Below are 26,446 nucleotides of genomic sequence, written 5' to 3' on the forward strand. Positions count from 1 at the left end.
GGGTATAACGCTTTCAAACCGAAATAAAAGCTCATGTAGTGTAGCGGAATTGGTATGTTAGACAAAACAAAAAGGGGCCCAAAGGCCCCTTTTTCACTCAAGATCTCGTTGAATGTGTTAACTGCGTGCTAAGTAATTCGCTTTACCAACCCACTTGTAGCTAGTTAGCTCTTCTAAGCCCATTGGACCACGGGCATGTAGCTTTTGCGTGGATACTGCGACTTCTGCGCCAAGGCCAAATTGCGCACCGTCTGTAAAGCGCGTTGAAGCATTCACATAAACCGCCGCCGAACCGACAGAATTGATGAACAGTTCTGAGTTTTCCAAACTATTGGTCATGATCGCATCTGAGTGGCTCGCGTTATGAGCACGCATATGATCAATTGCATCTTTCACATCAGACACGACTTTTACACCAAGGGTGTAGCTCAACCATTCCGTATCAAAGTCACCTTCAACAGCATCGCGAACTTGTTTCGCTTGCTCCATGAGTTCTTTTGCTTTTGGCTCTGCCACGAACGTCACTTTTTCGTCCATACGCTCAACGATCATTGGCAGAAACTGTGCTGCAATTTTTTCATGCACGAGCAGCGTATCTAGTGAGTTACACGCAGATGGACGTTGAACTTTAGAGTTCTCAACCACATTCAGGGATTTCTCTAGATCAGCGGATTCGTCGACAAAGATATGGCTGATACCAAAGCCACCAATAATCACCGGAATCGTGCTGTTTTCTTTACACATTTTGTGTAGGCCAGCACCACCGCGTGGAATGATCATGTCGACGTAATCGTCCAGTTTAAGCAGTTGAGAGACTAGCTCACGATCTGGCTTTTCAATGTACTGAACCGAAGCGGCAGGAAGGTTCGCCTTTGCTAGCGCAGACTGAATAACCTTCACTAATTCCATATTCGAGAAAAATGTCTCTTTGCCGCCACGCAAAATGCTTGCGTTGCCGGTTTTCAAGCACAGCGCCGCAATATCAATAGTCACGTTAGGACGCGCTTCATAAATTACGCCCACAACACCCAGTGGTACGCGGCGACGAGACAATGACATCCCATTTTCCAGTACCTTACTGTCGATTTCGCTGCCTACAGGATCGTTCAAGCTAATGACGTTGCGAACATCATTAGCAATTGCAGTCAATCGTTCTTCATTCAGCAAAAGGCGATCAAGCAGTGCATCGGTTAAACCCGCTTCACGGCCAAGTTCGATGTCTTTAGCGTTTGCCGCCAAAATAGCAACGGAGTTTGCTTCTAGCTCATCAGCAATGATCGCTAAAGCTTGGTTCTTTTGCGCAGTTGACGCTGTCGCTAATTCGAAAGCTGCATCTTTAGCAGCTTTACCCATATTCGTTAAATCCACTTTGCTTCCCTCTAATTCTATTCCTGAATGACGACCAAATCATCGCGATGAATCACCTCAGAGCCATAATCATGCCCCAAAATAGAGATGATATCTTTACTGTGCTTACCAGTAATTTTAGTTAGGTCATCACTTGAGTAGGCGCTGATGCCACGAGCCACCAACTTACCGTGAGAATTTGTTACACGCGCCACTTCGCCTCGTGCAAAGTCACCACTTACTTTGATTACCCCTTTAGCAAGTAGGCTACTGCCCTTACCGACCACAGCATTTACCGCACCGTCATCAATAATGATGTCGCCCGATGCCGCAGGTCCCGCCAGAATCCAGCGTTTACGGTTTTCTAAAGCTTCAGCGCAAGGTAGGAAGCGTGTGCCTTGTGGCTCTGCACTCAAAGAGTCAAAGATAACATTCGGTGCACTACCGGCAGCAATAATAACCTCGATACCAGCGCGGCGAGCGATGTCTGCGGCTTGCAGCTTCGTTGCCATACCGCCTGTACCCAATGTTGTACCACTTCCTCCTGCGATTTTACGCAGCGTATCGTCGATGGTTTTTACTTCCTTGATCAGCTCTGCGTTCGGGTCTTTACGAGGGTCAGCAGTAAACAGACCTTTTTGGTCAGTTAAAAGCAAGAGCTTATCTGCGCCACACAAAATGCCCACCAAAGCGGAAAGGTTGTCGTTATCGCCCACTTTAATCTCACTGGTCGCAACGGCATCATTTTCGTTTACGATAGGAATAATATCGTTCGCAACGAGCGCATTGATGGTGTCACGTGCGTTTAGGAATCGCTCGCGATCTTCTAAATCAGCACGAGTTAGTAGCATTTGGCCGATCTTGATACCGTAAATACCAAACAAAGACTCCCATGTTTGAATCAAGCGACTTTGCCCCACCGCCGCAAGTAATTGTTTACTCGCCATCTCGTTGGGCAATGCGGGGTAACCAAGATGCTCACGGCCTGCTGCAATAGCACCAGACGAAACCATTACCACTGAATGGCCTTGTTTTTTAAGCTCAGCACACTGGCGCGCTAACTCAACCATGTGAGCACGGTCGAGTGCCAGAGTGCCGCCTGTCAGCACACTTGTACCCAGTTTCACAACGACAGTTTGTGGTTGTGAAACAACTGCATTTTGTTGATTCGTTGTCATGATGTCTTCTGAAGTGAAAAACAAATAAAGAGAGGATGTTTTAACAATCAAAGAGGGAATTAACAAGAGAAAAGGTGCGTTTTCGCACCTTTTTGTTTGGTATTAAATGAAAACAACCAAATTAAGCGAAATCGAAAGACTCCGTGTGATATTCGACTTCTAATTTGAAGTGTTCTTCTAAAGTATCAACCAGCTTTTGATGGAATGTGCTCTGCGTCAGATACACTTCCTCTACCGCTTTTTTAGGCAGGGCTTCAGATACCCATTGCCCTTCTTTGTTGTACTTGCCGATATGATATTTGGCAGTAAAGCCTCCTTCGATGGATTCTAAATCCATCCACCAGCCCCAAAATTCACGCTTCTCAGGCGATTTTTTGTCGTCTACACAAACAGATAGACAATCAAAATAATAGCGCCCTTCTTGCGATTGTGGTTCGCGCAGGTAAGGCCCTATCGCCTTCAACTTTGACATCAAGCGAAAGTGAGTCGGGCCCTGAGTCGTCTCTGACATATGAATCTCCGTTTTCATAGTTAAAAGTAAACACCCAAGAATGATTATTATTTTTAATTATCATGAGCTTATTTTTTGCTCAGATATATCACTCTTAACTAATTTAGGAGAATTGTCACCCTAATAATTCATCTTCTAGCCACTTTATGGCTAAATCGAGGGATTGCTCATATCCTTTTGTAATCGTTTTGGAACTGATTTTTTTCGCTCTGCCATACTGGCTAAACAGCGCGACGAGTTGGTTATCACTGTGCGGAGACACAGGATCGCCTTCAAGGCTCAAAGCTAAAATAGGTACTTTGGTTTTTCTACTGCTCAAGAAGCCCTGAACCTTCAATGACCAGGCCATCATCTGGCCCGCCATGCTATTAATATCAACCGCGCTTTTCCCTAAGCGAGAAGCCAACAGATCCAGATACATCTTCGGCATTTTTTGCAGCTTCTCAGGGGAAGTAAAAATATCATGTACGGGTGCGCCGAGGGCTACACAAGCTTTGATCTTCTCTTGCTCAACAAAAGAGAGTCGGATCATGGCATTACCACCAAAACGAAATCCAACTAACCCCACTTTGTGATGATCCACCCAAGGCAATGAATACAGCTCATTTAGTACCGCTTGGTGCAGACAGCTTGAGTTCTCAGTCAAAGGCCAGTGAGAACTGTGCCCTACCGAAGGCATGTCAACCGTCAACATCGCAATATCTCGTGGTGCAAGATGATTGCGGAACAAACGCCACATGTCGGTTTGTAACGTATCGAGACCAGCGCTCACCATCACCACAGGCAGTTGTTTGTCGGTTCTTGGCAAATGAAGGTTCGCGATGATTTTGCGATTTTGGTAAGGCACTTCAATTTGCTTGATGGTGTACTTGGTCTTCTCTGCGCCGTCAGAGTACGCTTTGTTTGCCAGCACTTGAGCCTGCAAGGCCAAATTATCATTCTTCAGATGTGGGTAGCCTGCGATACTAAAACATAGAGATGCAGTGAAGAGTTCATCGGCGGCCTCCTCACCTTGCATTTCATTTGAACGCTTCTGATGCTCCATGCCGAGCTTAATCCACTCAAATGTCCAGTTGCCGTTGTGGTATCCCATTACGGTGTCTAACCAATCATCATTGGTTCGAGAGTGGGAAGAAGAAGCGATTTTAGAAAGCACACCTTCCATCTCTATCGGAGACAACCCTTGCCAAGCCCATTGCAAGCGGCGCAAATGACGATACCAAGCACGATCACCCTGCGCCTCTCGCTCATCAAGTATTTTTTGACTGGTCGGCATGTACTGGGTAAGCGCAGAGGTTTCTTTCGCTTGCTTATGTTTCACGAACAAAGTTTCGGAAAGATTTTTACTGACGTCTTCAGACATAGGAAGAACCTTAGGCTATTAGCATGAGTTGTTATGATAATAAAAAAAATGCCCCTATACAGGGGCATTTCTCAATATTCTTTAATAGAGTTTATTTTTGCTTGCGGTTTACAGGCTCAGCGTACTGGATTGACATATCCCAAGGTTGTTCAATCCAAGTGTCTTGCGCGATATCTACCACATAATCATCTAGCAACGCTTTGCCTGAAGGTTTTGCACACACAGCGATCATCTTCGCTTTTGGATACATCTCACGTAGTTTGCGCGCCGTATCACCACTGTCTACTAGGTCTTCAACGATTAGGTAACCTTCACCATCGCCTTCAGGTGCTTTTAGTACTGTCATATCGCGCTGATGATCATGGTCGTAGCTTGAAATACAGATTGTATCAACGTAACGAATACCCAGTTCACGAGCCAAGATAGCGCCAGGAACCAAACCACCGCGGCTTACCGCCCAAATCCCTTTCCATTGCTCAGCTGGCATTTGTTTTTCAGCCAGTTCACGGCAGTAAGTCTGCATTGCATCCCAAGTGATAATGAATTTTTTACTCATTGTAATAACCTAATAATTTGAAAATATGCATCCTCAAAATCTAGCGAACTCACTCAAAAGCGGAATGCTCACTGACCTCTCCAAAACGTATGGAGATGAGGATTTCAAGCTGCGCAAACGATTATTCTACCGAAACACACCGCTAATACCAACGGTGATATCAAAATTCTCTGCCTATTCCGCAGAAAAACCGTCTGAAGTGAACAACGTGAAAAAAGAAAAAGCCAGCGTGAATAAATCCACACTGGCTTTTTGCTCGAGAAATTAACCGACGAGGTATTTGACGATGAAGATGGCAGACATCACCCACACACTCATCGACACTTCACGGCCCTTGCCGCTGAATAATTTGATCGCCGCGTACGCGATAAAGCCTAACGTAATACCCTCTGCAATCGAGAACGTTAATGGCATCACCAAACAAGTCACAACAACTGGTGATGCTTCCGTTAGGTCACGCCAATCAATGCTTACCAGTCCAGACAGCATCAAAATCGCGACATAGAACAGAGCGCCCGATGTTGCGTAAGCTGGGATCATTCCTGCTAGTGGTGAGAACAACAGAGCAAGTAGGAAGAGCACACCAACAACCACTGCTGTTAGACCAGTACGACCACCAGCCGCCACACCAGAAACACTCTCAATGTAAGATGTGGTGTTTGAGGTACCAAGTAATGCGCCTACTGACGTTGCCGTTGAGTCTGCAAGTAACGCTTTGTTTAGACGCGGGATGTTGCCATTCTCATCCGTGAGGCCTGCTTTTTGAGAAACACCAACTAGCGTACCTGCGGTATCAAACAAATCGACAAATAGGAAAGCGAACACAACGGAAATCATGCCCACTTCAAACAAACCAGAGAAATCCAGTTGCATGAAAGTGGGTGCAATGCTTGGTGGCGTTGACATAATGCCGCTCCACTGCACATCACCAAATAGAAGGCCAAGCGCTGTAACACCAAGAATGGCGATCATCACCGCACCTTTCACACCACGGTGAACAAGCGCGATAGTAAGGAAGAAACCAATTGCAGCCAATACAGATGGCAATGATGTGATGTCTCCCATAGAAACTAATGTCGCAGGGTTATCAACGACGATGCCTGCATTTTTTAATGCGATAAATGCTAAGAAAAGACCGATACCGGCTGAAATACCAGTTCGAAGAGAATGCGGGATCGAGTTAATAATCCACTCACGGATCTTAAATATACTCAAAAGAATAAACAGCAGGCCTGAAACAAACACCGCCGCTAACGCAACTTGCCACGTATAGCCCATTCCCAACACAACAGAGTAAGTGAAAAATGCGTTCAGCCCCATTCCTGGTGCTTGTGCAATTGGGTAGTTGGCAACAAATCCCATGATGAAACAGCCGATAGCGGCCGCAAGACAAGTTGCAACAAAAATGGCACCACGGTCCATACCGGTATCCGACAGGATCGCTGGGTTTACAAAAATAATGTAAGCCATAGTTAGGAAGGTGGTAACACCTGCAATGATCTCAGTGCGCACATTTGTGCCATTGTCACTGAGCTTAAAAAGCCTCTCGAGCATGATCGAATCCTGTAAAGGTAAAAAGTAAACGGTTGCGTAATCGATTGGCGGGAATTATAAAGTTATCAAATAGCAAATTCTAGATAGAATCTTCACTCTAATGCGATTTTTTTCTTTGGATATGAAACCCATTCGCTAATTTTTAAAAGCAAAACAGGAAATATATTCTTGTAAAACAACAATTAATAATTATCGCTCAGAACCCAACAACAGAATAAAAACTGAACAATGTACTAAACTTTCAAATAGAAACTGGGCGTTTTAAGCGTCATATCTAGGTGGATTTGACGGGAAAATCGATAAAACTGAAGAACGGAGAATAGAATCCAGCCTTGATGGCAGAAAATGTGTCAGAAAGAGAAAGTGGAGATAAAAAAACGCCACCCAATTTGGGTGGCGGCGAATCATGTCAGCACTATCACTGAAAAAAAATTCCAATTTATAGGGGTGAACAAACTGTTCGAGTCACATGCGTTGACTTCACTTAGTAGCCAAAGCTTGTTGGGTATACAAAGTTGCCGGTGTAAACAGACTTGCTATTCCAGAACATTGTACTTGGTAAACCTTTCATAACTATCACCTTTTAAATCAATTAAACATTCGTTGATTTCTCAGTTCCTTGGAGGCGATAAAACGGACTCATCCTTTGAGCATTTCATTCTTCTCTCAGAAGCTGGTTACAAATATACCACCAAGAAATTTAATTACAAGCATTTTAGTGATTGAAATCACAAAAAATGTATAAATTGACCTTCATCAAAGTTTAAGTGTAATTAAATTACAGTTTTGTGAATTAAAAAATAAAGCCACTTTCAGAATGTATGATAAAGAACACATAGTGCCTGTTATTGTGTTCACAAACTGTGACAGTTCTGAGAGAAATCCTTGTGCACGCGACTACTCGTACTCCTTATCTGGTGGTATGCTAAACGGCAATTTGAAGCCAAATCGTCTAGCATTTAATGCTATTTTGACAATATTTTTACGGTATATATTTGGCAAAGCACATCAAAAGGAGTCCTCCGTGTCTGAGTTCCATTCTGAGATCAGTACCTTATCACCTGCTCCACTTTGGCAGTTTTTCGATAAGATTTGTTCTATCCCTCACCCATCTAAACATGAAGAAGCATTAGCACAGTACATTATCAACTGGGCAACAGAGCAAGGCTTTGACGTTCGCCGTGATCCAACCGGTAACGTGTTCATCAAAAAGCCCGCGACACCTGGAATGGAAAATAAGAAGGCTGTTGTACTTCAAGCACACATCGACATGGTGCCGCAGAAAAACGAAGACACCGAACACGACTTCACCAAAGATCCAATCCAACCTTACATCGATGGCGAATGGGTAACGGCGAAAGGCACGACGCTTGGTGCAGATAACGGGATTGGTATGGCTTCTTGCCTTGCTGTATTGGCATCTAAAGACATTAAGCACGGTCCACTCGAAGTTCTGCTTACGATTGATGAAGAAGCAGGCATGACTGGCGCATTTGGTCTTGAGGCTGGTTGGTTAGAAGGTGAGATCCTTCTAAACACAGACTCTGAACAAGAAGGCGAAGTCTACATGGGTTGCGCCGGTGGTGTTGATGGCACCATGACTTTCGATATTTCTCGAGAAACAACACCTGCAGGTTTCGTAACACGCCAACTGACGCTGAAAGGCCTAAAAGGTGGTCACTCAGGTTGTGACATTCACACAGGTCGCGGCAATGCCAACAAATTACTTGGTCGTTTCCTCGCGGGTCATGCGCAAGAGCTTGATTTACGTTTGGTAGAATTCCGTGGTGGTAGCTTACGTAATGCAATCCCTCGCGAAGCGTTTGTCACTGTCGCGCTTCCTGCTGAAAACCAAGACAAGCTTGCTGAGCTGTTCAACCACTACACTGAGCTGCTTAAAACTGAACTGGGTAAAATCGAAACAGGTATCGTAACCTTTAATGAATTGCTCGCTACTGACGCGCAAGTATTTTCAATCGCCGATCAGCAACGCTTCATTGCCGCACTTAACGCATGCCAAAATGGCGTCATGCGCATGAGCGACGAAATTGAAGGTGTGGTCGAAACGTCACTGAACGTTGGCGTGATCACTACTGAAGAAAACAAGGTGACAGTTCTGTGTCTGATTCGCTCTTTGATTGACTCTGGCCGCAGCCAAGTTGAGAGTATGCTACGTTCAATTGCTGAATTAGCAGGCGCACAAATTCAGTTCTCAGGAGCTTACCCTGGCTGGAAGCCAGATGCAGATTCCGAGATCATGGCAATTTTCCGTGATATGTATGAAGGCATTTACGGTCATAAGCCGAACATCATGGTCATCCATGCTGGTCTTGAGTGTGGCCTGTTTAAAGAACCATACCCACACATGGATATGGTGTCTTTCGGTCCAACAATTAAATTCCCTCACTCACCAGATGAGAAAGTGAAGATTGATACCGTTCAGCTGTACTGGGACCAAATGGTAGCGCTTCTAGAGGCAATTCCAGAGAAAGCGTAATTCAACCACGAAAAACGACAAAGGGTGCTTTACGGCACCCTTTTTTGTTTGGCTGGACCAAATTACACGCGATTTTGCGTATAAGCAGCTAGCTCATCCATTGAGGTTTGTGCAACGACTTCGCCATCAATGTAGTAAGTGACAAACTCACCATCACGCACACCCATGAGTGTCGCCTTCTCGCCGTTATTGTAAGTAATATCCATTTGAACAGTATTCTCATCGATTTGCTGCATTCGACCCTGCTCAATAACACGGTTATTCGCTAACGGTGCAATTGGCGCCGTCGTTAACGATTTATCTAACTGGTGGTTTACATCGATGTAAGTATCCATCTTTGTATCGAAGATATGTGGCTTACCATTTAAAGGGTTCTTACCCGTCCAAAACTCTAGAGAGTTAAACACGATGTAGTCCGCTGCGATTGCGACACCATAAACAGGTGCTAAAAGCATGTTTAGACCACCTCGAGCGTAACGGTTATCTACAGCTTTCAAGTTAAACCCCATGACATAACCTGTCACGGCATTACTGCCAACGCAACCTGAAAGTGAAACTGCTACAGCAGTCAATGCACCAATTTTAGCAATTGCCTTTTTCATCAAAACCTCTAGTTAGAAATGTTAGACCTCAAATTCGGCGCGGATATTATCGGATAAAAAGTAGGGTTAAAAGTCCGTTTTTTTGTCCTTCATTATCAGTATTATTTTTAATACAGTCACATTTTTTAAGCCTATGATTGCTCTTCCTTCTGTACCTCTCGTTATGTATTAAACTGATAGAAAAGATCATATTGAAAACAAAAACTTCACACATGTTGAGGTTTCGCGCATGACGATTAAAGTAATTTGTCGTGTCCTTAATGAGAATGATTAGTGCGATTTTGCAGCAATTGTTACATTGCTGATAACGCATTTGACAGAGATGGTTTATGGCCAGAAGTAAAAAAAGCAAAGTGTTTGAGCTCTTAGGACATCAAATACAACCAGGGCAACGATTAGAGATCGAATTTGAAGCAGCGAAGCTATATACACATTCGCCTTTATCTATTCCTGTGGAAATCATCCATGGGAAACAAGAAGGACCAGTGTTAATGGTGAATGCTGCTATCCATGGTGATGAGCTTAATGGCGTAGAAATCGTTCGTCAGATCATTAACCAACTGGATCCACAAAAACTGAAAGGCACTGTCATTGCAGTACCTATCGTTAACGTTTTTGGTTTCATCCATAAATCTCGTTACTTGCCCGACCGACGAGATCTCAACCGTTGCTTTCCTGGCAGTGAAAAAGGCGCGCTTGCATCTCGAATGGCACACGGGTTCTTTAACAACATTGCCAAGCGTTGTGACTACATCTTGGATCTGCACACCGGAGCCATTCACCGCACGAACCTGCCACAGATTCGCGCAAACTTAAGCAACCCAGAAACTCTGCGTATTGCTCAGGCGTTTGCTACGCCAGTAATTGTTGATTCAGCATTGCGTGATGGCTCTTTACGCAGTGAAGCAGAAAAATGTGATATCCCCGTGCTCACCTACGAGGCTGGCGAAGCATTGCGCTTTGATCCACTTTCGATCAGCGCTGGTGTACTCGGGGTTCGGCGCGTAATGCAAGCCATTGGTATGTTGCGTGCGAGCAGGAAAAAGCTGCCTGAGCCTATCATAGCGAAGTCCACCAGCTGGGTTCGCGCGTCAGGTAACGGCATTTTGCGTACTGTCGTTAATCTGGGAGACAAAGTAGAACAAGGTGAAACGCTCGCTTATATTAGCTCTCCTCTTGGTCATGATGAGATAGAACTAAAAGCCCCGAAGCGTGGTTTGGTTATCGGTCAACAAACATTACCATTGGTGAACGAAGGCGATGCAATTTTCCACCTTGCTTACTTCAACCAAGGTGATGATTCGGTAGAACAAGCCGTTGAAAGTTACATTGAAGGACTGACCGAGTTCGATGTCGAGCCACTGACTACCGGACAGATCCCGTTAGAAACTCAGTAATTCCTACCAAGTACGCACTTGATTAGCTCGAAAGGAGCAACAGTGCTCGCACCATCTTGTTTAAAGCCAATAAGCTCAGCGTCCATGATGCTGGGCTTTTTGTTTTCTGTAAGCTAACGATACTCATCGTAGTTTCCACGAATGGATAAAAAACTTTACAAGCCATCGCAAAAACACATTTGATAATTAATCTCATTATCATTTATTAATCGTAATAATGTTCTTATAATCCGAGCTTCATAAAAACACTATAAATCATCAATATGAAACGATTAAAAAGTCATCCATTCAAAGTAAATCTCATTTCACTTGCTTTGCTCTTCCCTATTTATTCATATGCCGAGACAACGCCAAATGAAGAGCTTGAAGTCATCGGTGTGCGTTATGCCAAACCTATTACCATTGCTGAGCCTGCGCAAACCACCATTAATTGGTCAGAGATTGAAGAGCAACAGTACTCCAATTTTGCCTCAATGATCGATGCCGTTCCGGGCGCATCATTAGATGGCGGCGGCCGTTCCGGCGGCGAACGTATTAATATTCGTGGTTTTGATGATCCAAGCGATATCGCCGTATTTGTCGATGGCGCTCCAATTGGCTTTCAACAATACCGCTACGGAACTTTCTTTTTTGATCCGTTCTTGATTGGTGAAGCAGAAATTATCAAGGGCGCGCACGACTATCGAGCACTCAACGGAAAGTTTGGTGGCTCCATTCGCATTAAAACCAAGAGTGTCGATGACCTACTGTACGGCAACAGAAACTTTGGTGCTCGCATCTCAAGTGCATATAACACCAACGGCGATGAGAATGCCTACACGCTAACACTCTATGGTAAAAACGATGCTGGTTTTTATTTTCTAGCGAATGGCTCTGTAAAAGATTCTGATGACATTAAAGTCGGTGGTGGTGAAACGCTGGATTACTCAGGTTATGAGCAAGAAAACATGCTCGTAAAAGTCGGTTATGAAAACAACGATCACGAGTTTGAAATTAGCCACACTCGCTACAAAGATGAAGGTCGTAAACCTTGGGCTAACCGCCGCGGAAAAATGCCTAACATCACTGAGTACAACATCAAGAAATACGGATCATTAGAAAAAGCCAAATACGCATACACCGTCGATAATAAATACACGGACAACACCACGACCATCTCTTACCACTATATGCCGACTAACCCGTATATTGATTTCAATATCAAAATGGCACGTTCTGAAAACGATCGTCACTGGGTTCGCCCTGACGTGGCATTCGAGAAAATGTTCGTTTCTGTTGGCAGTTACGGTCACGAGTCTTGGTTAAGTTACGAGCGTGACTATGCTGATGTGTTTAACCAAGCGCAGTTCGGAGACCACACTCTAGTGACAGGGCTTCAATATCAAAAAACCGATAGAGACTCATTAGTATTCAACGCATCATACGACAGTAATGAAGCCAAAAACTACGGTTGGTATACCCCTTACTACGAACCATCTGGCACTCAGTCAATTTATGCGGCTTACATTGCTGATCACTATCAAGCAACAGACCGTCTAACCATCACACCTTCTCTGCGTTACGAATACATCAAGAGTGAAGGAAAAGGGAACGCCGCGCCAGATTATAATGATCCAGCCGCCGGACATGACTACGGTGAAACGACGCATAAAGGCTTTAGCCCACGTTTGGATATCGACTTTGATGCGACCAATAATACGCGTTTAAACGCCTCCTACGCCTACGCTTTAAAAGCACCAACCGTTGATAACATCTACTCAGTGCAATATGCGCGAGCTACCGCTACGGCTACTGCTTTGAATCTGGACGTGTCTCGTATCCATGCTTATCAAGCAAGCGTTATCAACTTAACGGAAGGGCTGGTGAACTCTCGCGATAACCTCGCAACAGAGTTAACTTTGTTCTATAACGATGTTAGCGACACAGTTGATATACGAACGGGCGAAAACCTCGACAAAAATACTACTGAGTTACAAAGCTGGAATACAAACCTAGATGGCTTTAAAAACTACGGCTTTGAGCTAATTTCACAATACCGGATTGAAGATTTCTACAGTAATTTCTCAGCAAGTTACATTCGCGGCAAAAACAAAGGCAGTTTATCTGACTCTACAGGTTCAGATGATGATCACCCTGATGTGCCACCATTAAACATTAATCTGGGTTTAGGTTACGAATGGATTCCGGGTTTACGTACGGGCTGGGAAGTCCGTTGGTATGATGCGCAAACCAAAACCAAGGCAAGTGGCAACAATTTAAAAGTGAAATCGCCAAGTGAGCAATACACGCTACAAAACGCTTACGTGGTTTGGGAAATACAACAAGTCGAAGGCTTGAGTGTTGGCGCTGTTGTGAAAAACTTAACCGATCGTTACTACGAAGCATACCTATCTAATGGCGTGCCTTCGCCTGGTCGCGAAGTCAAACTGCACCTCACTTATCAATACTAACCATACCTAAAAGATGCAGGGCAGACATTAACTGCCCTGCTGTTTCTTAACGAACAACCATAATTGCACACCGTTTTATTTACCAGTACTATCATTTCTTTTTGCTTGCATACACACTATGAACAACTTAAAAACATTGTTTCTTCTTGCTTGCTTCGTTCCAGCAAGTCAAAGCCTGGCACAGACTTCTGAGAGCATTGCTGACTACTTACAAGAGCAGAGTCAGCACCAAGTTATTGAGGATCATTACGCACAACCAACAACAAATAATCTGAATCTAGACGCCAAAACAAACGCGTTAACTTGGCATGAAGATGGAAAGCCGGATCACTGTCGTTATGCCAAGCAGCCTAAAGACGTCGCAACGCATTTCGACTACGGTGAAGCAAACGATCTATCTGACGGATTGCAACACTTTGATTTACCAGAGAGGCACTCGGCAAAGGGCAAGTCAACACATCGCACTTATGCTAATAACCCTCACCTTCTTCCTGGCAATAAACAATTTGCAGCCCCTGAAGACGGTACGTTTAGTCTGTCAGTATCTTCGGATTGTTTTTAAGTCGATACAATAAAAAATGCCCTGAGACAAAGCTCAGGGCATTTTCACTTTTTGTTTGATGGGTGACGTCACCATCTCACCGACTTGAATCTATTCTTCGTCAGCGTCTACTTCAGCGTCACGTGCTTTGCGGGCTTCTTCTTTACGAACTTTTGCCGCTAGTTGTTCTGCTTCACGCTCTTGACGTTGCGCTGCTTTACGCTCGTTACGAACCACTTGGTTTTGGATAAAACCAGCCAGTTCTTGTTCAGCCCAAGCTTGTGCTTTCTCTTCGCTGTCAAAGCCAGTTTCACGCTTTGATACTACAGTCTTACGAGATGTCACTTGGCGAGTGATTTCTGCGCTCCAGCCGTTACGTTTTTCAGTGACGCGGATAGCAAATTTTGGATTCTTAGACATTTATTTCATTTCCTAAGGGATTTAGGGATCAATCAGGGATTCGGTCAACTTGATAACTCCATCTAAGCTGAGCTGTTTAACACCATCCCTTGGTAAGCGCGGTATTAGAGCATAAAAGTAATCTAAACGCTGCAAGTTTTTTATGCGAGATAATAGATGACAAAGAAGAGACAGAACAAAGCAACGTTTCGCCTAGTCACGAGAAAGATCGACGAAGAAAAAAGAGTGATAAGAAAAAAGAAAGCGCTGGTCTCTCAACCAACGCTTTACTTAAGCTAGATTAACCTTTGGTTAATTAACCGATATTCTTACGGGCATTTTGGAACATACGCATCCAAGCGCCATTTTCACCCCAACCTTCCGGAGCCCAAGAGTTTGCAACTGTGCGGAATACGCGCTCTGGGTGAGGCATCATGATAGTTACGCGACCGTCTGCTGTTGTTAAACCGGTAATCGCGTTTGGCGAACCGTTCGGGTTGTTCGGGTATTGTTGTGTTGGGTTACCGAGGTTATCCACGTAACGAACCGCAACCGTACCTGATGCCTCGATCGCTGCTAGGTGCTCTGCATCACGTACTTCTACACGCCCTTCTCCGTGGGAAACCGCGATTGGCATGCGCGAACCTGCCATACCGTCGAAGAATACAGAATCAGATTTCTGAACTTCAACTAGGCTAAAGCGCGCTTCAAAACGCTCAGATTCGTTACGAACAAAACGTGGCCACAAGTCTGCACCCGGGATAAGTTCTTTCAGGTTAGAAAGCATCTGACAACCGTTACATACACCTAAAGAGAACGTCTCTTTACGGTTGAAGAACGCTTGGAACTGTTCACGAGCTTGTGCGTTAAACAGGATAGACTTAGCCCAGCCTTCACCCGCACCTAGTACGTCGCCGTAAGAGAAGCCACCACAAGCTACTAGGCCATGGTATTCATCCAGAACGGCTTGACCCGTTAGGATATCACTCATATGAATGTCGGTTGCTTCAAAACCTGCGCGGTCAAACGCTGCTGCCATTTCAACGTGGGAGTTAACACCCTGCTCACGTAGAATCGCCATCTTAGGCTTCGCACCTTTTGCAATGTAAGGCGCTGCAACGTCTTCATTTACGTCGAAGCTGAGCTTAACGTTTAAACCTGGGTCTGAATTGTCTTTCTTCGCTTCAAACTCTTGGTCTGCACATGCTGGGTTATCGCGTAGCGCCTGCATCTTATGCGTTGTTTCAGCCCAGATAACGCGTAGTTCGGTACGTGAACGTTCAAGCACAACTGCATCACCAGAAGTGATAATAAAGTCGTCTGAAGCTTCAACAGAACCAATCACATGTGAACATGCCTCTAAACCGTTTGCCGCCAGAGTAGATAGAACTGAATCCAGATCATCATTCTTAACTTGAACAACCGCACCTAGCTCTTCGTTAAATAGAACGGCTAGCGCATCGTCACCCAGTTCTGCGATGTTCGCTTTTACGCCACAGTGACCCGCGAACGCCATCTCAGCCAGTGTTACAAACAGACCGCCGTCGCCTTTATCGTGGTAAGCCACTAGCTTGTCATCACGTACTAACGCTTGCATTGCATCAAAGAAGCCTTTTAGCTGCTCTGCGTTATCTACGTCAGCAGGTTTATCACCAAGCTGTTTGTATACTTGTGCCAATGCTGTCGCACCTAAGCGGTTTTTGCCGTTACCCAAGTCAACAAGAACTAGAGAAGTATCGCCTTTGTCAGTGCGTAGTTGTGGAGTCACGGTCTTACGTACGTCTTCCACACGACCAAATGCCGTGATAACTAGCGACAGTGGAGAAGTGACTTCTTTACTCTCGCCGTTCTCTTCCCACTTGGTTTTCATCGACATGGAGTCTTTACCAACTGGGATCGTCAAACCTAATGCAGGACAGAGCTCTTCACCCACCGCTTTGACTGCTTCATAAAGACCTGCATCTTCACCTGGGTGACCCGCTGGCGACATCCAGTTCGCAGACAGTTTAATGTGTTTAATATCACCGATGTCTGTTGCCGCAATGTTCGTTAGTGACTCACCAACCGCTAGGCGAGCCGATGCACCAAAGTCTAGTAATGCCACTGGCGTGCGCTCACCCATCGACATTGCTTCGCCGTGGTAAGTGTCATAGCTTGCCGCTGTTACTGCACAGTTTGCTACTGGTACCTGCCAAGGGCCAACCATTTGATCACGAGCAACCAGACCCGTTACTGTTCGGTCACCGATAGTAATTAGGAATGTTTTTTCTGCAACCGCTGGAAGACGAAGTACGCGATCCACCGCTTCATTAAGCTCAATACCATCACGAACAATGGCAGGGCTTTCCACCTTTAGTGTGGTTGCGTCGCGGTGCATCTTCGGTGGCTTACCAAGCAGGATATCCATTGGCATATCGATTGGCGTATTGTCGAAGTGAGAATCTTCTAGCGTTAGATGACGCTCTTCAGTTGCTACACCCACCACTGCATATGGTGCGCGTTCACGCTTACAGATTGCATCGAATGCTTCCATGTTTTCTGGCGCTACCGCAAGAACGTAACGTTCCTGTGATTCATTACACCAAATTTCTAGCGGACTCATGCCCGGCTCATCGTTTGGTACATCGCGTAATTGGAACTTACCGCCCCGCTCACCGTCGTCGACAAGTTCAGGCAATGCGTTAGAGATACCGCCCGCGCCCACATCGTGGATAAATGCGATTGGGTTGTCGTCACCTAGCTGCCAACAACGGTCGATCACTTCCTGACAGCGACGCTCCATCTCTGGGTTTTCACGCTGTACTGACGCGAAGTCCAGATCTTCTGCTGACTGACCAGACGCCATTGAAGACGCCGCGCCACCACCAAGACCGATGTTCATTGCCGGACCACCAAGTACGATTAAGCTCGCACCCACTGGAATTTCTTTCTTCTGCACGTGTTCGTCACGAATGTTACCCATACCACCAGCAATCATGATTGGTTTGTGGTAACCACGGATTTCTTCACCCGCGTGAGAGGTCACTTTTTCTTCGTAAGTACGGAAGTAACCCAATAGATTTGGACGACCAAATTCGTTGTTGAATGCCGCGCCGCCTAGAGGACCTTCAAGCATGATGTCTAGCGCGTTAACAATACGACCTGGCTTGCCAAAGTCGGTTTCCCACGGCTGTTCAAAACCAGGAATACGTAAGTTAGAGGTTGTAAAACCAACCAGACCCGCTTTTGGCTTACCGCCGATACCCGTCGCACCTTCGTCACGGATCTCACCGCCTGAACCAGTCGATGCGCCCGGCCATGGAGAGATTGCCGTTGGGTGGTTGTGCGTCTCTACCTTCATCAAGATGTGTGCATCTTCATGGTGGTAAGTGTATTGACGAGATTTAGGGTCTGGGAAGAAACGACCCGCTTTAGAGCCCGTCATAACGGCCGCGTTGTCTTTGTATGCAGACAGCACATAGTCAGGTGTCGTTTCGAACGTGTTTTTGATCATTTTGAACAGAGACTTAGGTTGATCTACCCCGTCGATAGTCCAATCTGCGTTAAAAATTTTGTGGCGACAGTGCTCTGAGTTCGCCTGAGCAAACATCATCAATTCAATGTCGTTTGGGTTACGCCCAAGCTTAGTAAAGTTCTCTACCAAGTAATCAATTTCATCTTCTGCGAGTGCCAAGCCTAGGGAAACGTTTGCTTCTTCAAGCGCAAGACGACCGCCCGCTAAGATATCAACATGCGCCACAGGCTTAGGCTCTGCGACTGTAAACAGCGCTGACACAGCTTCAAATTCTGTAAATACCGTTTCCATCATGCGGTCATGAATTAACGCTTTGACAGCGTCAACTTGAGCTTCTGATAGAACAACTGAAGATTCGACATAATAAGCCGTACCGCGCTCTAGACGTTTCACTTTATCCAAGCCACAGTTAACAGCGATATCGGTAGATTTAGAAGACCAAGGCGAGATAGTGCCTGGACGAGGCGTAACAAGAAGTAGAAGACCTTCTGGCTCATGCTCTTCGATGGTTGGGCCGTAAGTTAGTAACTTTTCAAGTTTTTCTAACTCTCGGTCATCAAGGTCAGACTTTAGATCGGCAAAGTGCATAAACTCGGCATAAATGCCAGTTACAGGCAGATCTTGTTCACGACAAAGTTCCAGTAGTTTATTAACACGAAACTCAGAAAGAGCTGGGGAGCCACGCAAAATTCTCATGTGCTTAGGTCTCTTATGCAATTGATTAAGGTGATATTGGAATAAATTCAGACACTTAAAATAAGCCCTGTCGAACCTATGCCGATTCCACCTCGTCATTGCGAGCGCATTATATAGCAATTGTTTTTGTGATGTAACACCAAAAGCAACCGTTTGCGTCATTTTTTTTGTCAAATTTGAATTACGACTAAAATGTCGATAAAACACACAATGTCACGCTATAAGTGTGTGATTCACTTTGCCCCATGAGCTCGCTTTGATATAAAGGCAAATAGAAATTTCCTAAGATGTACCTATTAATGCAAATAAGCCAGCTCAACCGACTCAAGCGCAGCGCCCTAATTTTTGTTTCTGTGCTACTACTCTCTGCCTGCCAGATTGAGTCGGAACCCAAAAGTGAATTCGAAAAAATTCAGGAACGTGGCGTGCTTCGTGTTGGCACGCTAAACAATCAGCTTTCCTATTATATTGGTCCCGATGGTCCCGCAGGGTTGGATTACGAATTGGCGCGTCAGTTTGCGGAGCAGCTCGGCGTCAAGCTCGAGATTAAACCTGCCTTTCGCCAAGCTGAGCTTTTTCCTGCTCTTAAGAAAGGAGATATTGATCTCATCGCTACGGGCTTAAATCAAACGTCACAAGCGGTAAAACGCTTTAGACCGGGCCCTGCTTATTATTATGTAAGCCAACAAGTTGTGTATAAAAAGGGGCAACTTCGACCACGTGATATCGAACAGCTGATTGAATACCAAGCATCGAAAGACAGCGAATCTGACGAAGATACAAATGCAGGCGCGCAAACATTAAAGATCGTCGAACAATCGCAATATGTTCCGACCCTAACCGCATTAAAGAAGAAATACCCAGAGCTGCTGTTTGAAATTGTTGGCGATGCTGACACGAGAGACTTACTTAAATATGTATCCACTGGTGAGTTGCGTTTTACTGTGACTGACTCTGTAGAACTTTCCCTAGCTCAGCGCCTTTACCCCGATCTTGCGCTCGCGTTTGAACTTACAGAAGATCAACCAGTATCGTGGTTTACTCGACGCTCTGAAGACGAAAGTTTGTATGCGATGCTGATAGAGTTTTTCGGTAACATTAAACAATCAGGAGAACTGTCCACTCTCGAAGAGAAGTACATTGGTCATATTGAAGCATTTGACTACGTTGATACTCGCGCATTCATTCGAGCTCTGGATGACAAATTGCCTAAGTGGGCACCTTTATTCCAAAAGTACAGCGAAGAGTTCGACTGGCGCTTAATTGCAGCATTGGCGTATCAAGAATCACACTGGAAGCCAGCGGCAAAATCGCCAACAGGTGTTAGAGGGATGATGATGCTTACTCTGCCAACTGCGAAAAGCGTCGGGGTAACAAACCGTTTAGACCCTGAGCAATCTGTTCGTGGAGGTGTCGAGTACTTACGTCGCATTGTAGGTCGCGTGCCTGATAGCATCAACGAGCATGAAAAAATATGGTTTGCCCTGGCTTCATACAACATTGGCTATGGCCACATGATGGACGCACGACGACTTACTAAAGCGCAAGGTGGCGATCCAAACGCTTGGGCGGATGTAAAAGACAGATTGCCTTTACTGCGTCAGAAGCGTTACTACAGTCAAACTCGCTATGGGTACGCCAGAGGTGATGAAGCGCGTAATTACGTAGAAAATATTCGACGTTACTACCAATCCATCATTGGTCATGTCAGCCAACAGCCAGCGATTGATGAGAATAGCGATGACTTGCAAGTTATCCCGCCGCTCAACCCTGACATTTTGATATCAGGAGCAGTAGAGGCTGTCGTCGAGCAAGTCTCAGGTGCTTCTGACGTCACGGTTGAAGAAGACACCGAACAAGAGAGCCTTGAAGAATAGACCCGCGGTAAACTAAAAAATGACGAGCCCATGAGCTCGTCATTTTTATTGAGTACTAGCGAAAACTTATCTAGAATCCAAGACTCTGAGTGACACCAACCACACTCAACCATTCCTTTGGTTGGTCGCCTTTTTCACCGTTAGTTAAACTGATTGCTTTGTAACAGATTGCTTCGCAACCACATGGTTTAGCTCAGTTGATGAAGCGGCGCTATCGGCTACCTCTGCCGAAATAACGTCACTCATATTATTAAGCACCGTATTGAAATTGTTTGCTGGCTCTGTGCAATGCAGAAGTCAAATGAAGAACGTTTAAACCATACAATGTTTAGTGCGATTATCGAGCCTATTGCTAAGCATCGATGAGCCGCGCTTTACTGGTATAAATCTTGTCTGCAGGAGGTTTTGAATATGAGAAGACGTAGAGTGCAGTCAAAGCGTTTAAATAACACAGTAGCTGCTATCCGACGTAAACGTAAACTGACATGTATGAAAAAGAAAGTAAGTTCACGTAATCGTGTTTTTGTACATTTAGTCAATCACTAGTACGTTCAGGCAAACATCTACCCGGTTGTAGATGTTTGCTAACTCTCACTATTTCCATAATTTTGTCCACTCTCTCCATTTTCTAATGCTTTTTGTGCTTGTTTCTTCGCTTTAATTTCCTTTCGGCGACGCTTAAAAAACGCTTGTAGCTGAGTGCGGCACTCATCTTCTAGCAGCCCCTTTTCAACTAAGGCGTAATGGTAAGCGGCTTGGCTTTCAAACAAATTAAGCACTGTTCCTGCTGCTCCCGCTTTTAAATCTGGCGCTCCAAAAACGACTCGCTTAACGCGGCTATGCAATAAGGCTCCGGCACACATTGGACATGGCTCAAGTGTTACATATAACGTCGTATCCAGAAGGCGGTAATTTTCTAGCTTTTGGCCTGCTTTACGCAGTGTTTGGATCTCAGCATGTGCGGTAGCGTCATTAGTACCAATAGAGCGATTCCACCCCTCAGCGATAATTTCACCATCTTTGACAAGCACTGCGCCGACAGGTACTTCCCCCTCAGCTTCTGCTTGCTCAGCAAGCACCATCGCTCTGCGCATAAACAATTCATCTTGAGGGGTAAACGGATGGTTGGACAAAGGAGGCTCCAAAGAAACAAAAAACGATTGAATTCAGGAATTTTATCACTAACTTCGGTTTCACTACAGCAACACATCACGGGGTAAAGTTTGCTACTCCAAAAAGCCTAGCTATAAGACCTATCGATGTTCGTTTTGCGAGAACAAAAAAGCGCAGATCAAAGACCTGCGCTTTTAGGCTACCAATTAGCGGCTTTCACACCCTACACATTTTTACATTGTATAAGTGTAAGGAGCTTGAATGCCTAGCGGGATACCTACCATCCAATAAGCAACTAGGAAGATAGACCAACCGATCAGCATTGCGATCGAGAATGGCATCATTAGTGACGCAAGCGTACCGATACCAGCCGACTTCACATAACGCTGACAGTAAACCACTACAAGAGGGAAAAATACCATTAGAGGCGAAATGATGTTCGATACAGAGTCACCCACACGGTAAGCCGCTTGAGACAGCTCAGGCGAGATACCAACCGCCATTAGCATTGGCACTAAGATTGGACCAATTAAAGCCCATTTTGCCGATGCCGAACCAATAAGGAGGTTTACAGACGCGGTTAGAAGGATCATACCGATGATGGTCACTTCACCTGGTAGGTTCATCGCTTTTAAGCCTTCTGCACCATACAACGCTAGCATCGTACCGATGTTTGACTGAGCAAATGCAGATAGGAACTGAGCACAGAAGAACGACATAACAATGTATGCGCCCATGGTCGACATGGTATCAGCCATCGCTTTGATAATGTCATTACTGGTCTTGAACGTTCCAGACACTTTACCGTAAACGTAACCAGGAATGATAAACAGAATAAAGATCAACGGCACGATAGACTTCATGATAGGTGCTGAGAAGGCCGTAATTTCACCTTCAGGAGAGCGAAGTGCTGATGTTTCTGGAATTAACGCTGCAACAAGTAAAGCAATACCCGCCATCATTGCCCAACCAGCATAACGAAATGCTTTTGATTCCAGTTCAGTAAATGAGCCTAGGTTTGGCGCGGTTTCCGCATCGTCATCAATTGGCATTTTTGACAAACGAGGCTCGATGATTTTTTCTGTCACGTACCAACCAATCGCTACAATAATGATGGAAGATAGGCCAGTAAAGAAGATGTTCGCTAATGGGTTAACCACGTATTCAGGATCAAGAACCTGCGCCGCGGTTTGCGTAAAGCCTGCTAGTAGTGGATCGATACCTGAAGGAATAAAGTTTGCAGAGAAGCCACCAGATACACCTGCAAAAGCTGCCGCAATACCCGCTAGAGGGTGACGACCTGCCGCATGGAAGATTATACCGCCCAGAGGAATAACCAGAACATAGCCTGCATCTGCCGCAGTATGCGACACAATAGCAACCAAAATAAGCATTGGAGTAAGAAGCTTAGCTGGCGTGAAGTTCAGCATCTTCTTAAGACCCGTCGTAATAAAGCCCGAAGAGTCTGCAACGCCCACACCTAGCATCGCGACAAGTACGATACCCAGTGGCGCAAAACCAGTAAAAGTAGTCACCATGTTCGCAAGGAAACTTGCTAGCGCTTCGCCCGTAAGTAAATTAGTGATGGTAAGAGCTTCGCCCGTTCGAGGGTTTGGAAGATCGAATGATACATTCGACAAAAGTGCTGACGCCGCCCAAGTAATGATCAATGCCCAGAAGAACAAAATCGCAGGATCAGGAATTTTGTTACCTGTCCTCTCGATAAAGTTTAAAAAGCGCTCCATCCCGCTCGGCTTCGATGATGGTGCCTTATTTACAGCTTGGTTACTCATGGTAACTCCATAGTGAATGATGTTGGTGCCAAGGCCTATTTGAGTAATTATGACGGCCTACTATCCAACGAGTATTCTAGTAAACACTAATGGAGAAAGCACAAGGTTCTATATTTTTTTTCATAATTGGAGACATATTTTGCAAAAACACCACTTCAATTAAACATAATAAAAACAGTAGCACATCAACTCGATTAACAGTTCAAAAACCATTTATTAACCGTGACAAATCCGGTATCAAACAGGAATTACACCCGCATTTGTCTCTGCCTATGTGTGCAATTGAACTCAGTTTTCGAATTCACTGTACTGTGAAATCATCGTTTTTAGCTGAACTGATCGCGTCTCGCCGACTCTATCCTTCCAGCTAGAGGTAATGGTGATAGTTTTCAGTGTTCCTGAAACCGTGGCAGCTGGAACTTCCCACTCGACGACATAAGGTCCAGTAACAGAAGAGCCTGTTGCAATAGAAGCAAAATTTGCAGGTGTGATGGTAGACATCGCCGCAGAAGCACCACGCGTCCGGAACCATTCGAGCTGGTTTTCTGCTAGACGCAATGCTTCAATACTTTTTATGGCATATTCGGATTCGCGTTCTAGATACACGTTTAGCTTCGTTAAACCTAGAGCCCCAACACCGATAAGCAGAAAAGAAATTAGAACTTCAAGAAGGTTAAAACCTTTTTGTTTAGAGATCATTCCAAGAGCCCTTCTTCCATCTAGGAATTGCATGCGCATTCCTTGAATTGTCTATCACATCTTTATTGTATCTAAAGTCCAAAGAATCGAAGAAAACCGCTGCCTGATCTTCACTATCAAAATATTGACCACCAGATACCGTAAAAGAACCATGCTGATAATAAGAAGCTATTGTCCTGTATGAGTCTTCTACAACACTTGGCACATGATTTAGGTGAGCATTGGCTTCGAACCCAACCCAATCCGCTGTTGCCGGAGCATAATCATGATTGAAATGAAACAAGACCCCTTTAAACTTATTTGATGTAGCGCCGGAGCTCGGTGGTCCCATCACGGAGAAAAGACCATCATGAATGAGCACTGTTACGCCATTGGTCGATGATGTAGCATTCACCAAATCATTGTATTCCGATTGCTTGATTTCACAGCTCCCTTCAACCCATAAATGATGCTTCCCTGACTGAATTTCTGCTGTTAAAGCAGCACCACAATTAGGTATGCCACCAGCCACTGAGCCCGTCATAACATGAAATACACCATTATCTCGGACATCGTTATGCTCTTCAGCCTTTACTCCAAAGAAGGATTCAAATGGCTTTAAATCTGTATCTTGAGTAAAATCATCACCAGCACCAACCCCGCCAACACTAGATGAGAGATGACGGTTTGCCGTCGTGTTTGCACAATCTTTATTTGTAGGGTTGTTAAAATCGGCATAGGGAGACTCTCCATGAATTACGCCTTTATTATCAACTGAAGAGGAGTAAAAGCGCTTTTTATACCTTAACGCAATACACTCCCACCCATCGCTGCTCAATTCCCCTGGATCTGGAGTAGAAAACGTTGCACTAGAATGAAAATAAATGTCGGCACTAGACTGCATTGCACCATAGCTCAAGTTACCTCCCAAAATAATCTCCTTACTAATGCTTGTAAATCCAACATTAGAAGTAACCAAATACCCATTGGAAGTACTCGTAAAATTCGGAACCGTCCAAAGCCCTGAGCCACAATCTGTTATTACTGCAGGTACAATATTACTAACTCTAAATTGCGCCCATGCACATTCAACACCTCCTTCAGCTAACCAATGTGCTTGTCGAGATTTTATTTCGTTTTGCGCAACTTTTATTTGAAAAAAGACACCTTTGGATGATGCTAATGATGCAATTAAAGCAAGTAATAAAAGTATAGAAGTCACAAGCAAAGTGGTATAACCGGAATAGCTATATTTAGATGTCATTGCCAATTCCTTTGTTTGATAGAAAACTCCGCGACTTCACTAAAGACTCCATCAATCGTTTGCAAACCTAACTTAACGTTCGTGACCGAACTTACATTTCCTCCATTAGTCACTGTTTCTGAACTAACGGTGAATTGGGTGACTTGGAAAATATCATCATCAAATAGAGAACGACAAAAATCTATACCATCAAAAGATAATATTTGTGTTTGAGACACAACGCCTTTTTCACATATAAAAAACCGAGTATCTCTCTTCTCATACTTAATATTTCGATAGTCTTCATTGGCAGCTGAGTCTTCTTTAAAATACACAAAACCAACAGAAGAGGCGCCGCTCAGCATTATGGTTCCTGTAGCTCCGGATAATTTGAGTGAACTACCGTTCCCACCATCATAACCTGCTCTTTGAATATCTTCTTTCATAACAGATAAAGTGATATTAAGACCTTGCAATAAATTTAGCTCTAAGCTTTTTTCTTTTGCTGTTTTTTGTAAACTCAAGAATATAGAGCCCACTACACTAAGAACAATTAACCCAATTAAAGAACTAATCATTAATTCAATTAAAGAGCTACCTCTTTGATAGCGTTTGTTAGCACTGATGGTAATCATATAACTTCGCTCCAGAATTACTACAAATCTTAATCCTCCCAGGAGGGTTTGAGAGCTTTGCTTGTAGTTTTATGTTTTGAGCATTGGTTGGGAAAAACTCTATATTTCCTCCTTGGGGCCGTCCACGGACCTCATCGAAGCTTATTTTTTGATTATCGTAACTGTGCTTCAAAGATAATTCAGAGTATGCGGAGCCGGAAAGGTTTAAGATTACTCCCCCTGAGCCGCTAGATGAGTCAGTTAACTGTAGAGACCATGCACCTTGACTGACAACAACGTTTTTAGCCATTGAGAAATGTATATATAACTTTTGATTTCTCATTACCGCCTCGGACTTACTTTGGCTTAGAAAACCAGCTAATTCAGTTGCCAATCGCTGCATTTGCACAGTTTGTGAAACACGGCTAAAGCTTGGAGCTGCAAACGCCAATATAATACTCAGTACAGCAACAGTAATAAGAAGCTCCAACAACGTAAACCCGCGAGGCATTTCCCAAATTCC

The 26,446-nt window shown here is 44.6% G+C and carries 20 protein-coding genes; 5 read left to right on the forward strand and 15 right to left on the reverse strand.

Translation table 11 applies throughout. The features are described from left to right. Positions 1 to 117 precede the first annotated feature (117 nt). The 6 genes from FKN08_RS16110 to FKN08_RS16135 form a co-directional block, all read right to left on the reverse strand. Complete coding sequence (locus FKN08_RS16110) at positions 118 to 1,368, reverse strand: glutamate-5-semialdehyde dehydrogenase (protein WP_170892527.1); 1,251 nt, start codon at positions 1,366 to 1,368, stop codon at positions 118 to 120. Positions 1,369 to 1,385: 17 nt separating this feature from the next. Continuing rightward, entirely contained in the window at positions 1,386 to 2,525 is a 1,140-nt protein-coding gene (proB, locus tag FKN08_RS16115; RefSeq protein WP_005391413.1) for a glutamate 5-kinase, read from the reverse strand. Positions 2,526 to 2,646: 121 nt separating this feature from the next. After that, complete coding sequence (gene crl / locus FKN08_RS16120; protein ID WP_005391414.1) at positions 2,647 to 3,036, reverse strand: sigma factor-binding protein Crl; 390 nt, start codon at positions 3,034 to 3,036, stop codon at positions 2,647 to 2,649. 115 nt (positions 3,037 to 3,151) lie between these two features. Beyond that, on the reverse strand, positions 3,152 to 4,399 hold the full coding sequence (gene frsA, locus FKN08_RS16125; RefSeq protein ID WP_005391416.1) for an esterase FrsA: 1,248 nt from the start codon (positions 4,397 to 4,399) through the stop codon (positions 3,152 to 3,154). A 91-nt stretch (positions 4,400 to 4,490) separates the two neighbouring features. Continuing rightward, positions 4,491 to 4,955, reverse strand: a complete 465-nt coding sequence (tet(34), locus tag FKN08_RS16130; protein WP_005391418.1) for an oxytetracycline resistance phosphoribosyltransferase domain-containing protein Tet(34) — start codon at positions 4,953 to 4,955, stop codon at positions 4,491 to 4,493. A gap of 264 nt (positions 4,956 to 5,219) precedes the next feature. After that, a complete protein-coding gene (locus FKN08_RS16135; protein WP_054867890.1) occupies positions 5,220 to 6,509 on the reverse strand; it encodes an NCS2 family permease in 1,290 nt (429 codons plus the stop codon). Positions 6,510 to 7,533: 1,024 nt separating this feature from the next. Here FKN08_RS16135 and FKN08_RS16140 point away from each other — a divergent pair. Beyond that, entirely contained in the window at positions 7,534 to 9,006 is a 1,473-nt protein-coding gene (locus FKN08_RS16140) for an aminoacyl-histidine dipeptidase (RefSeq protein WP_047010161.1), read from the forward strand. Between the two features lie 62 nt (positions 9,007 to 9,068). On the opposite strand, the gene FKN08_RS16145 is transcribed toward FKN08_RS16140, so the two are convergent. Next, the gene (locus tag FKN08_RS16145) at positions 9,069 to 9,608 is read right to left on the reverse strand and encodes a DUF3332 domain-containing protein (protein ID WP_047010162.1); all 540 of its coding nucleotides are present in this window, start codon (positions 9,606 to 9,608) and stop codon (positions 9,069 to 9,071) included. 329 nt (positions 9,609 to 9,937) lie between these two features. Here FKN08_RS16145 and FKN08_RS16150 point away from each other — a divergent pair, with 329 nt between their 5' ends. From FKN08_RS16150 to FKN08_RS16160, 3 genes are all read left to right on the forward strand, one after another. Continuing rightward, positions 9,938 to 11,005: a succinylglutamate desuccinylase/aspartoacylase family protein gene (locus FKN08_RS16150; protein ID WP_065645095.1), complete on the forward strand. Its 1,068-nt coding sequence runs from the start codon at positions 9,938 to 9,940 to the stop codon at positions 11,003 to 11,005. A gap of 263 nt (positions 11,006 to 11,268) precedes the next feature. Further along, positions 11,269 to 13,455, forward strand: a complete 2,187-nt coding sequence (locus FKN08_RS16155) for a TonB-dependent receptor (RefSeq protein WP_170892528.1) — start codon at positions 11,269 to 11,271, stop codon at positions 13,453 to 13,455. Positions 13,456 to 13,573: 118 nt separating this feature from the next. Next, positions 13,574 to 14,017, forward strand: coding sequence for a hypothetical protein (locus FKN08_RS16160; protein ID WP_048626084.1), 444 nt, complete (start codon positions 13,574 to 13,576; stop codon positions 14,015 to 14,017). A 90-nt stretch (positions 14,018 to 14,107) separates the two neighbouring features. On the opposite strand, the gene FKN08_RS16165 is transcribed toward FKN08_RS16160, so the two are convergent. Both FKN08_RS16165 and purL read right to left on the reverse strand, forming a co-directional pair. After that, positions 14,108 to 14,416: a DUF3622 domain-containing protein gene (locus tag FKN08_RS16165; RefSeq protein WP_005391432.1), complete on the reverse strand. Its 309-nt coding sequence runs from the start codon at positions 14,414 to 14,416 to the stop codon at positions 14,108 to 14,110. A gap of 295 nt (positions 14,417 to 14,711) precedes the next feature. Then, the gene (purL, locus tag FKN08_RS16170) at positions 14,712 to 18,605 is read right to left on the reverse strand and encodes a phosphoribosylformylglycinamidine synthase (RefSeq protein WP_170892529.1); all 3,894 of its coding nucleotides are present in this window, start codon (positions 18,603 to 18,605) and stop codon (positions 14,712 to 14,714) included. Positions 18,606 to 18,904: 299 nt separating this feature from the next. Here purL and mltF point away from each other — a divergent pair, with 299 nt between their 5' ends. Next, on the forward strand, positions 18,905 to 20,482 hold the full coding sequence (gene mltF, locus FKN08_RS16175) for a membrane-bound lytic murein transglycosylase MltF (protein WP_170892530.1): 1,578 nt from the start codon (positions 18,905 to 18,907) through the stop codon (positions 20,480 to 20,482). Between the two features lie 584 nt (positions 20,483 to 21,066). On the opposite strand, the gene tadA is transcribed toward mltF, so the two are convergent. The 6 genes from tadA to FKN08_RS16205 all read right to left on the reverse strand — a co-directional run bounded on the left by tadA (position 21,067) and on the right by FKN08_RS16205 (position 26,434). After that, complete coding sequence (gene tadA, locus FKN08_RS16180) at positions 21,067 to 21,615, reverse strand: tRNA adenosine(34) deaminase TadA (protein WP_005391440.1); 549 nt, start codon at positions 21,613 to 21,615, stop codon at positions 21,067 to 21,069. Positions 21,616 to 21,828: 213 nt separating this feature from the next. Beyond that, positions 21,829 to 23,388 (reverse strand): AbgT family transporter, encoded by a 1,560-nt coding sequence (locus FKN08_RS16185; RefSeq protein WP_005383758.1) that lies wholly within the window; start codon positions 23,386 to 23,388, stop codon positions 21,829 to 21,831. Between the two features lie 288 nt (positions 23,389 to 23,676). Next, positions 23,677 to 24,087, reverse strand: a complete 411-nt coding sequence (locus FKN08_RS16190) for a prepilin-type N-terminal cleavage/methylation domain-containing protein (protein ID WP_134647901.1) — start codon at positions 24,085 to 24,087, stop codon at positions 23,677 to 23,679. Then, positions 24,077 to 25,330 carry a hypothetical protein gene (locus FKN08_RS16195; protein ID WP_047010167.1) on the reverse strand — a complete coding sequence of 418 codons (1,254 nt, stop codon included), beginning with the start codon at positions 25,328 to 25,330 and terminating at the stop codon, positions 24,077 to 24,079. The genes FKN08_RS16190 and FKN08_RS16195 overlap by 11 nt, the downstream gene beginning before the upstream one ends. Further along, positions 25,327 to 25,944 (reverse strand): prepilin-type N-terminal cleavage/methylation domain-containing protein, encoded by a 618-nt coding sequence (locus tag FKN08_RS16200; RefSeq protein ID WP_104974426.1) that lies wholly within the window; start codon positions 25,942 to 25,944, stop codon positions 25,327 to 25,329. The genes FKN08_RS16195 and FKN08_RS16200 overlap by 4 nt, the downstream gene beginning before the upstream one ends. Continuing rightward, a complete protein-coding gene (locus FKN08_RS16205) occupies positions 25,925 to 26,434 on the reverse strand; it encodes a GspH/FimT family pseudopilin (RefSeq protein ID WP_047010169.1) in 510 nt (169 codons plus the stop codon). The genes FKN08_RS16200 and FKN08_RS16205 overlap by 20 nt, the downstream gene beginning before the upstream one ends. Positions 26,435 to 26,446: the final 12 nt, after the last annotated feature.

This window comes from Vibrio sp. 1-2 (7-a) (assembly GCF_013048515.1).
Classification (GTDB): domain Bacteria; phylum Pseudomonadota; class Gammaproteobacteria; order Enterobacterales; family Vibrionaceae; genus Vibrio; species Vibrio diabolicus.

What these genes read in the sequence shown, in the direction of transcription:
- FKN08_RS16190 (WP_134647901.1), bottom strand. Translation starts at nt 24,087, where the DNA reads ATGATCTCTAAACAAAAAGGTTTTAACCTTCTTGAAGTTCTAATTTCT.
- purL (WP_170892529.1), bottom strand. Translation starts at nt 18,605, where the DNA reads ATGAGAATTTTGCGTGGCTCCCCAGCTCTTTCTGAGTTTCGTGTTAAT.
- FKN08_RS16150 (WP_065645095.1), top strand. Translation starts at nt 9,938, where the DNA reads ATGGCCAGAAGTAAAAAAAGCAAAGTGTTTGAGCTCTTAGGACATCAA.
- FKN08_RS16155 (WP_170892528.1), top strand. Translation starts at nt 11,269, where the DNA reads ATGAAACGATTAAAAAGTCATCCATTCAAAGTAAATCTCATTTCACTT.
- crl (WP_005391414.1), bottom strand. Translation starts at nt 3,036, where the DNA reads ATGTCAGAGACGACTCAGGGCCCGACTCACTTTCGCTTGATGTCAAAG.
- FKN08_RS16160 (WP_048626084.1), top strand. Translation starts at nt 13,574, where the DNA reads ATGAACAACTTAAAAACATTGTTTCTTCTTGCTTGCTTCGTTCCAGCA.
- mltF (WP_170892530.1), top strand. Translation starts at nt 18,905, where the DNA reads ATGCAAATAAGCCAGCTCAACCGACTCAAGCGCAGCGCCCTAATTTTT.
- FKN08_RS16165 (WP_005391432.1), bottom strand. Translation starts at nt 14,416, where the DNA reads ATGTCTAAGAATCCAAAATTTGCTATCCGCGTCACTGAAAAACGTAAC.
- proB (WP_005391413.1), bottom strand. Translation starts at nt 2,525, where the DNA reads ATGACAACGAATCAACAAAATGCAGTTGTTTCACAACCACAAACTGTC.
- FKN08_RS16145 (WP_047010162.1), bottom strand. Translation starts at nt 9,608, where the DNA reads ATGAAAAAGGCAATTGCTAAAATTGGTGCATTGACTGCTGTAGCAGTT.
- FKN08_RS16185 (WP_005383758.1), bottom strand. Translation starts at nt 23,388, where the DNA reads ATGAGTAACCAAGCTGTAAATAAGGCACCATCATCGAAGCCGAGCGGG.
- FKN08_RS16200 (WP_104974426.1), bottom strand. Translation starts at nt 25,944, where the DNA reads ATGATTACCATCAGTGCTAACAAACGCTATCAAAGAGGTAGCTCTTTA.
- FKN08_RS16135 (WP_054867890.1), bottom strand. Translation starts at nt 6,509, where the DNA reads ATGCTCGAGAGGCTTTTTAAGCTCAGTGACAATGGCACAAATGTGCGC.
- FKN08_RS16205 (WP_047010169.1), bottom strand. Translation starts at nt 26,434, where the DNA reads ATGCCTCGCGGGTTTACGTTGTTGGAGCTTCTTATTACTGTTGCTGTA.
- FKN08_RS16195 (WP_047010167.1), bottom strand. Translation starts at nt 25,330, where the DNA reads ATGACATCTAAATATAGCTATTCCGGTTATACCACTTTGCTTGTGACT.
- frsA (WP_005391416.1), bottom strand. Translation starts at nt 4,399, where the DNA reads ATGTCTGAAGACGTCAGTAAAAATCTTTCCGAAACTTTGTTCGTGAAA.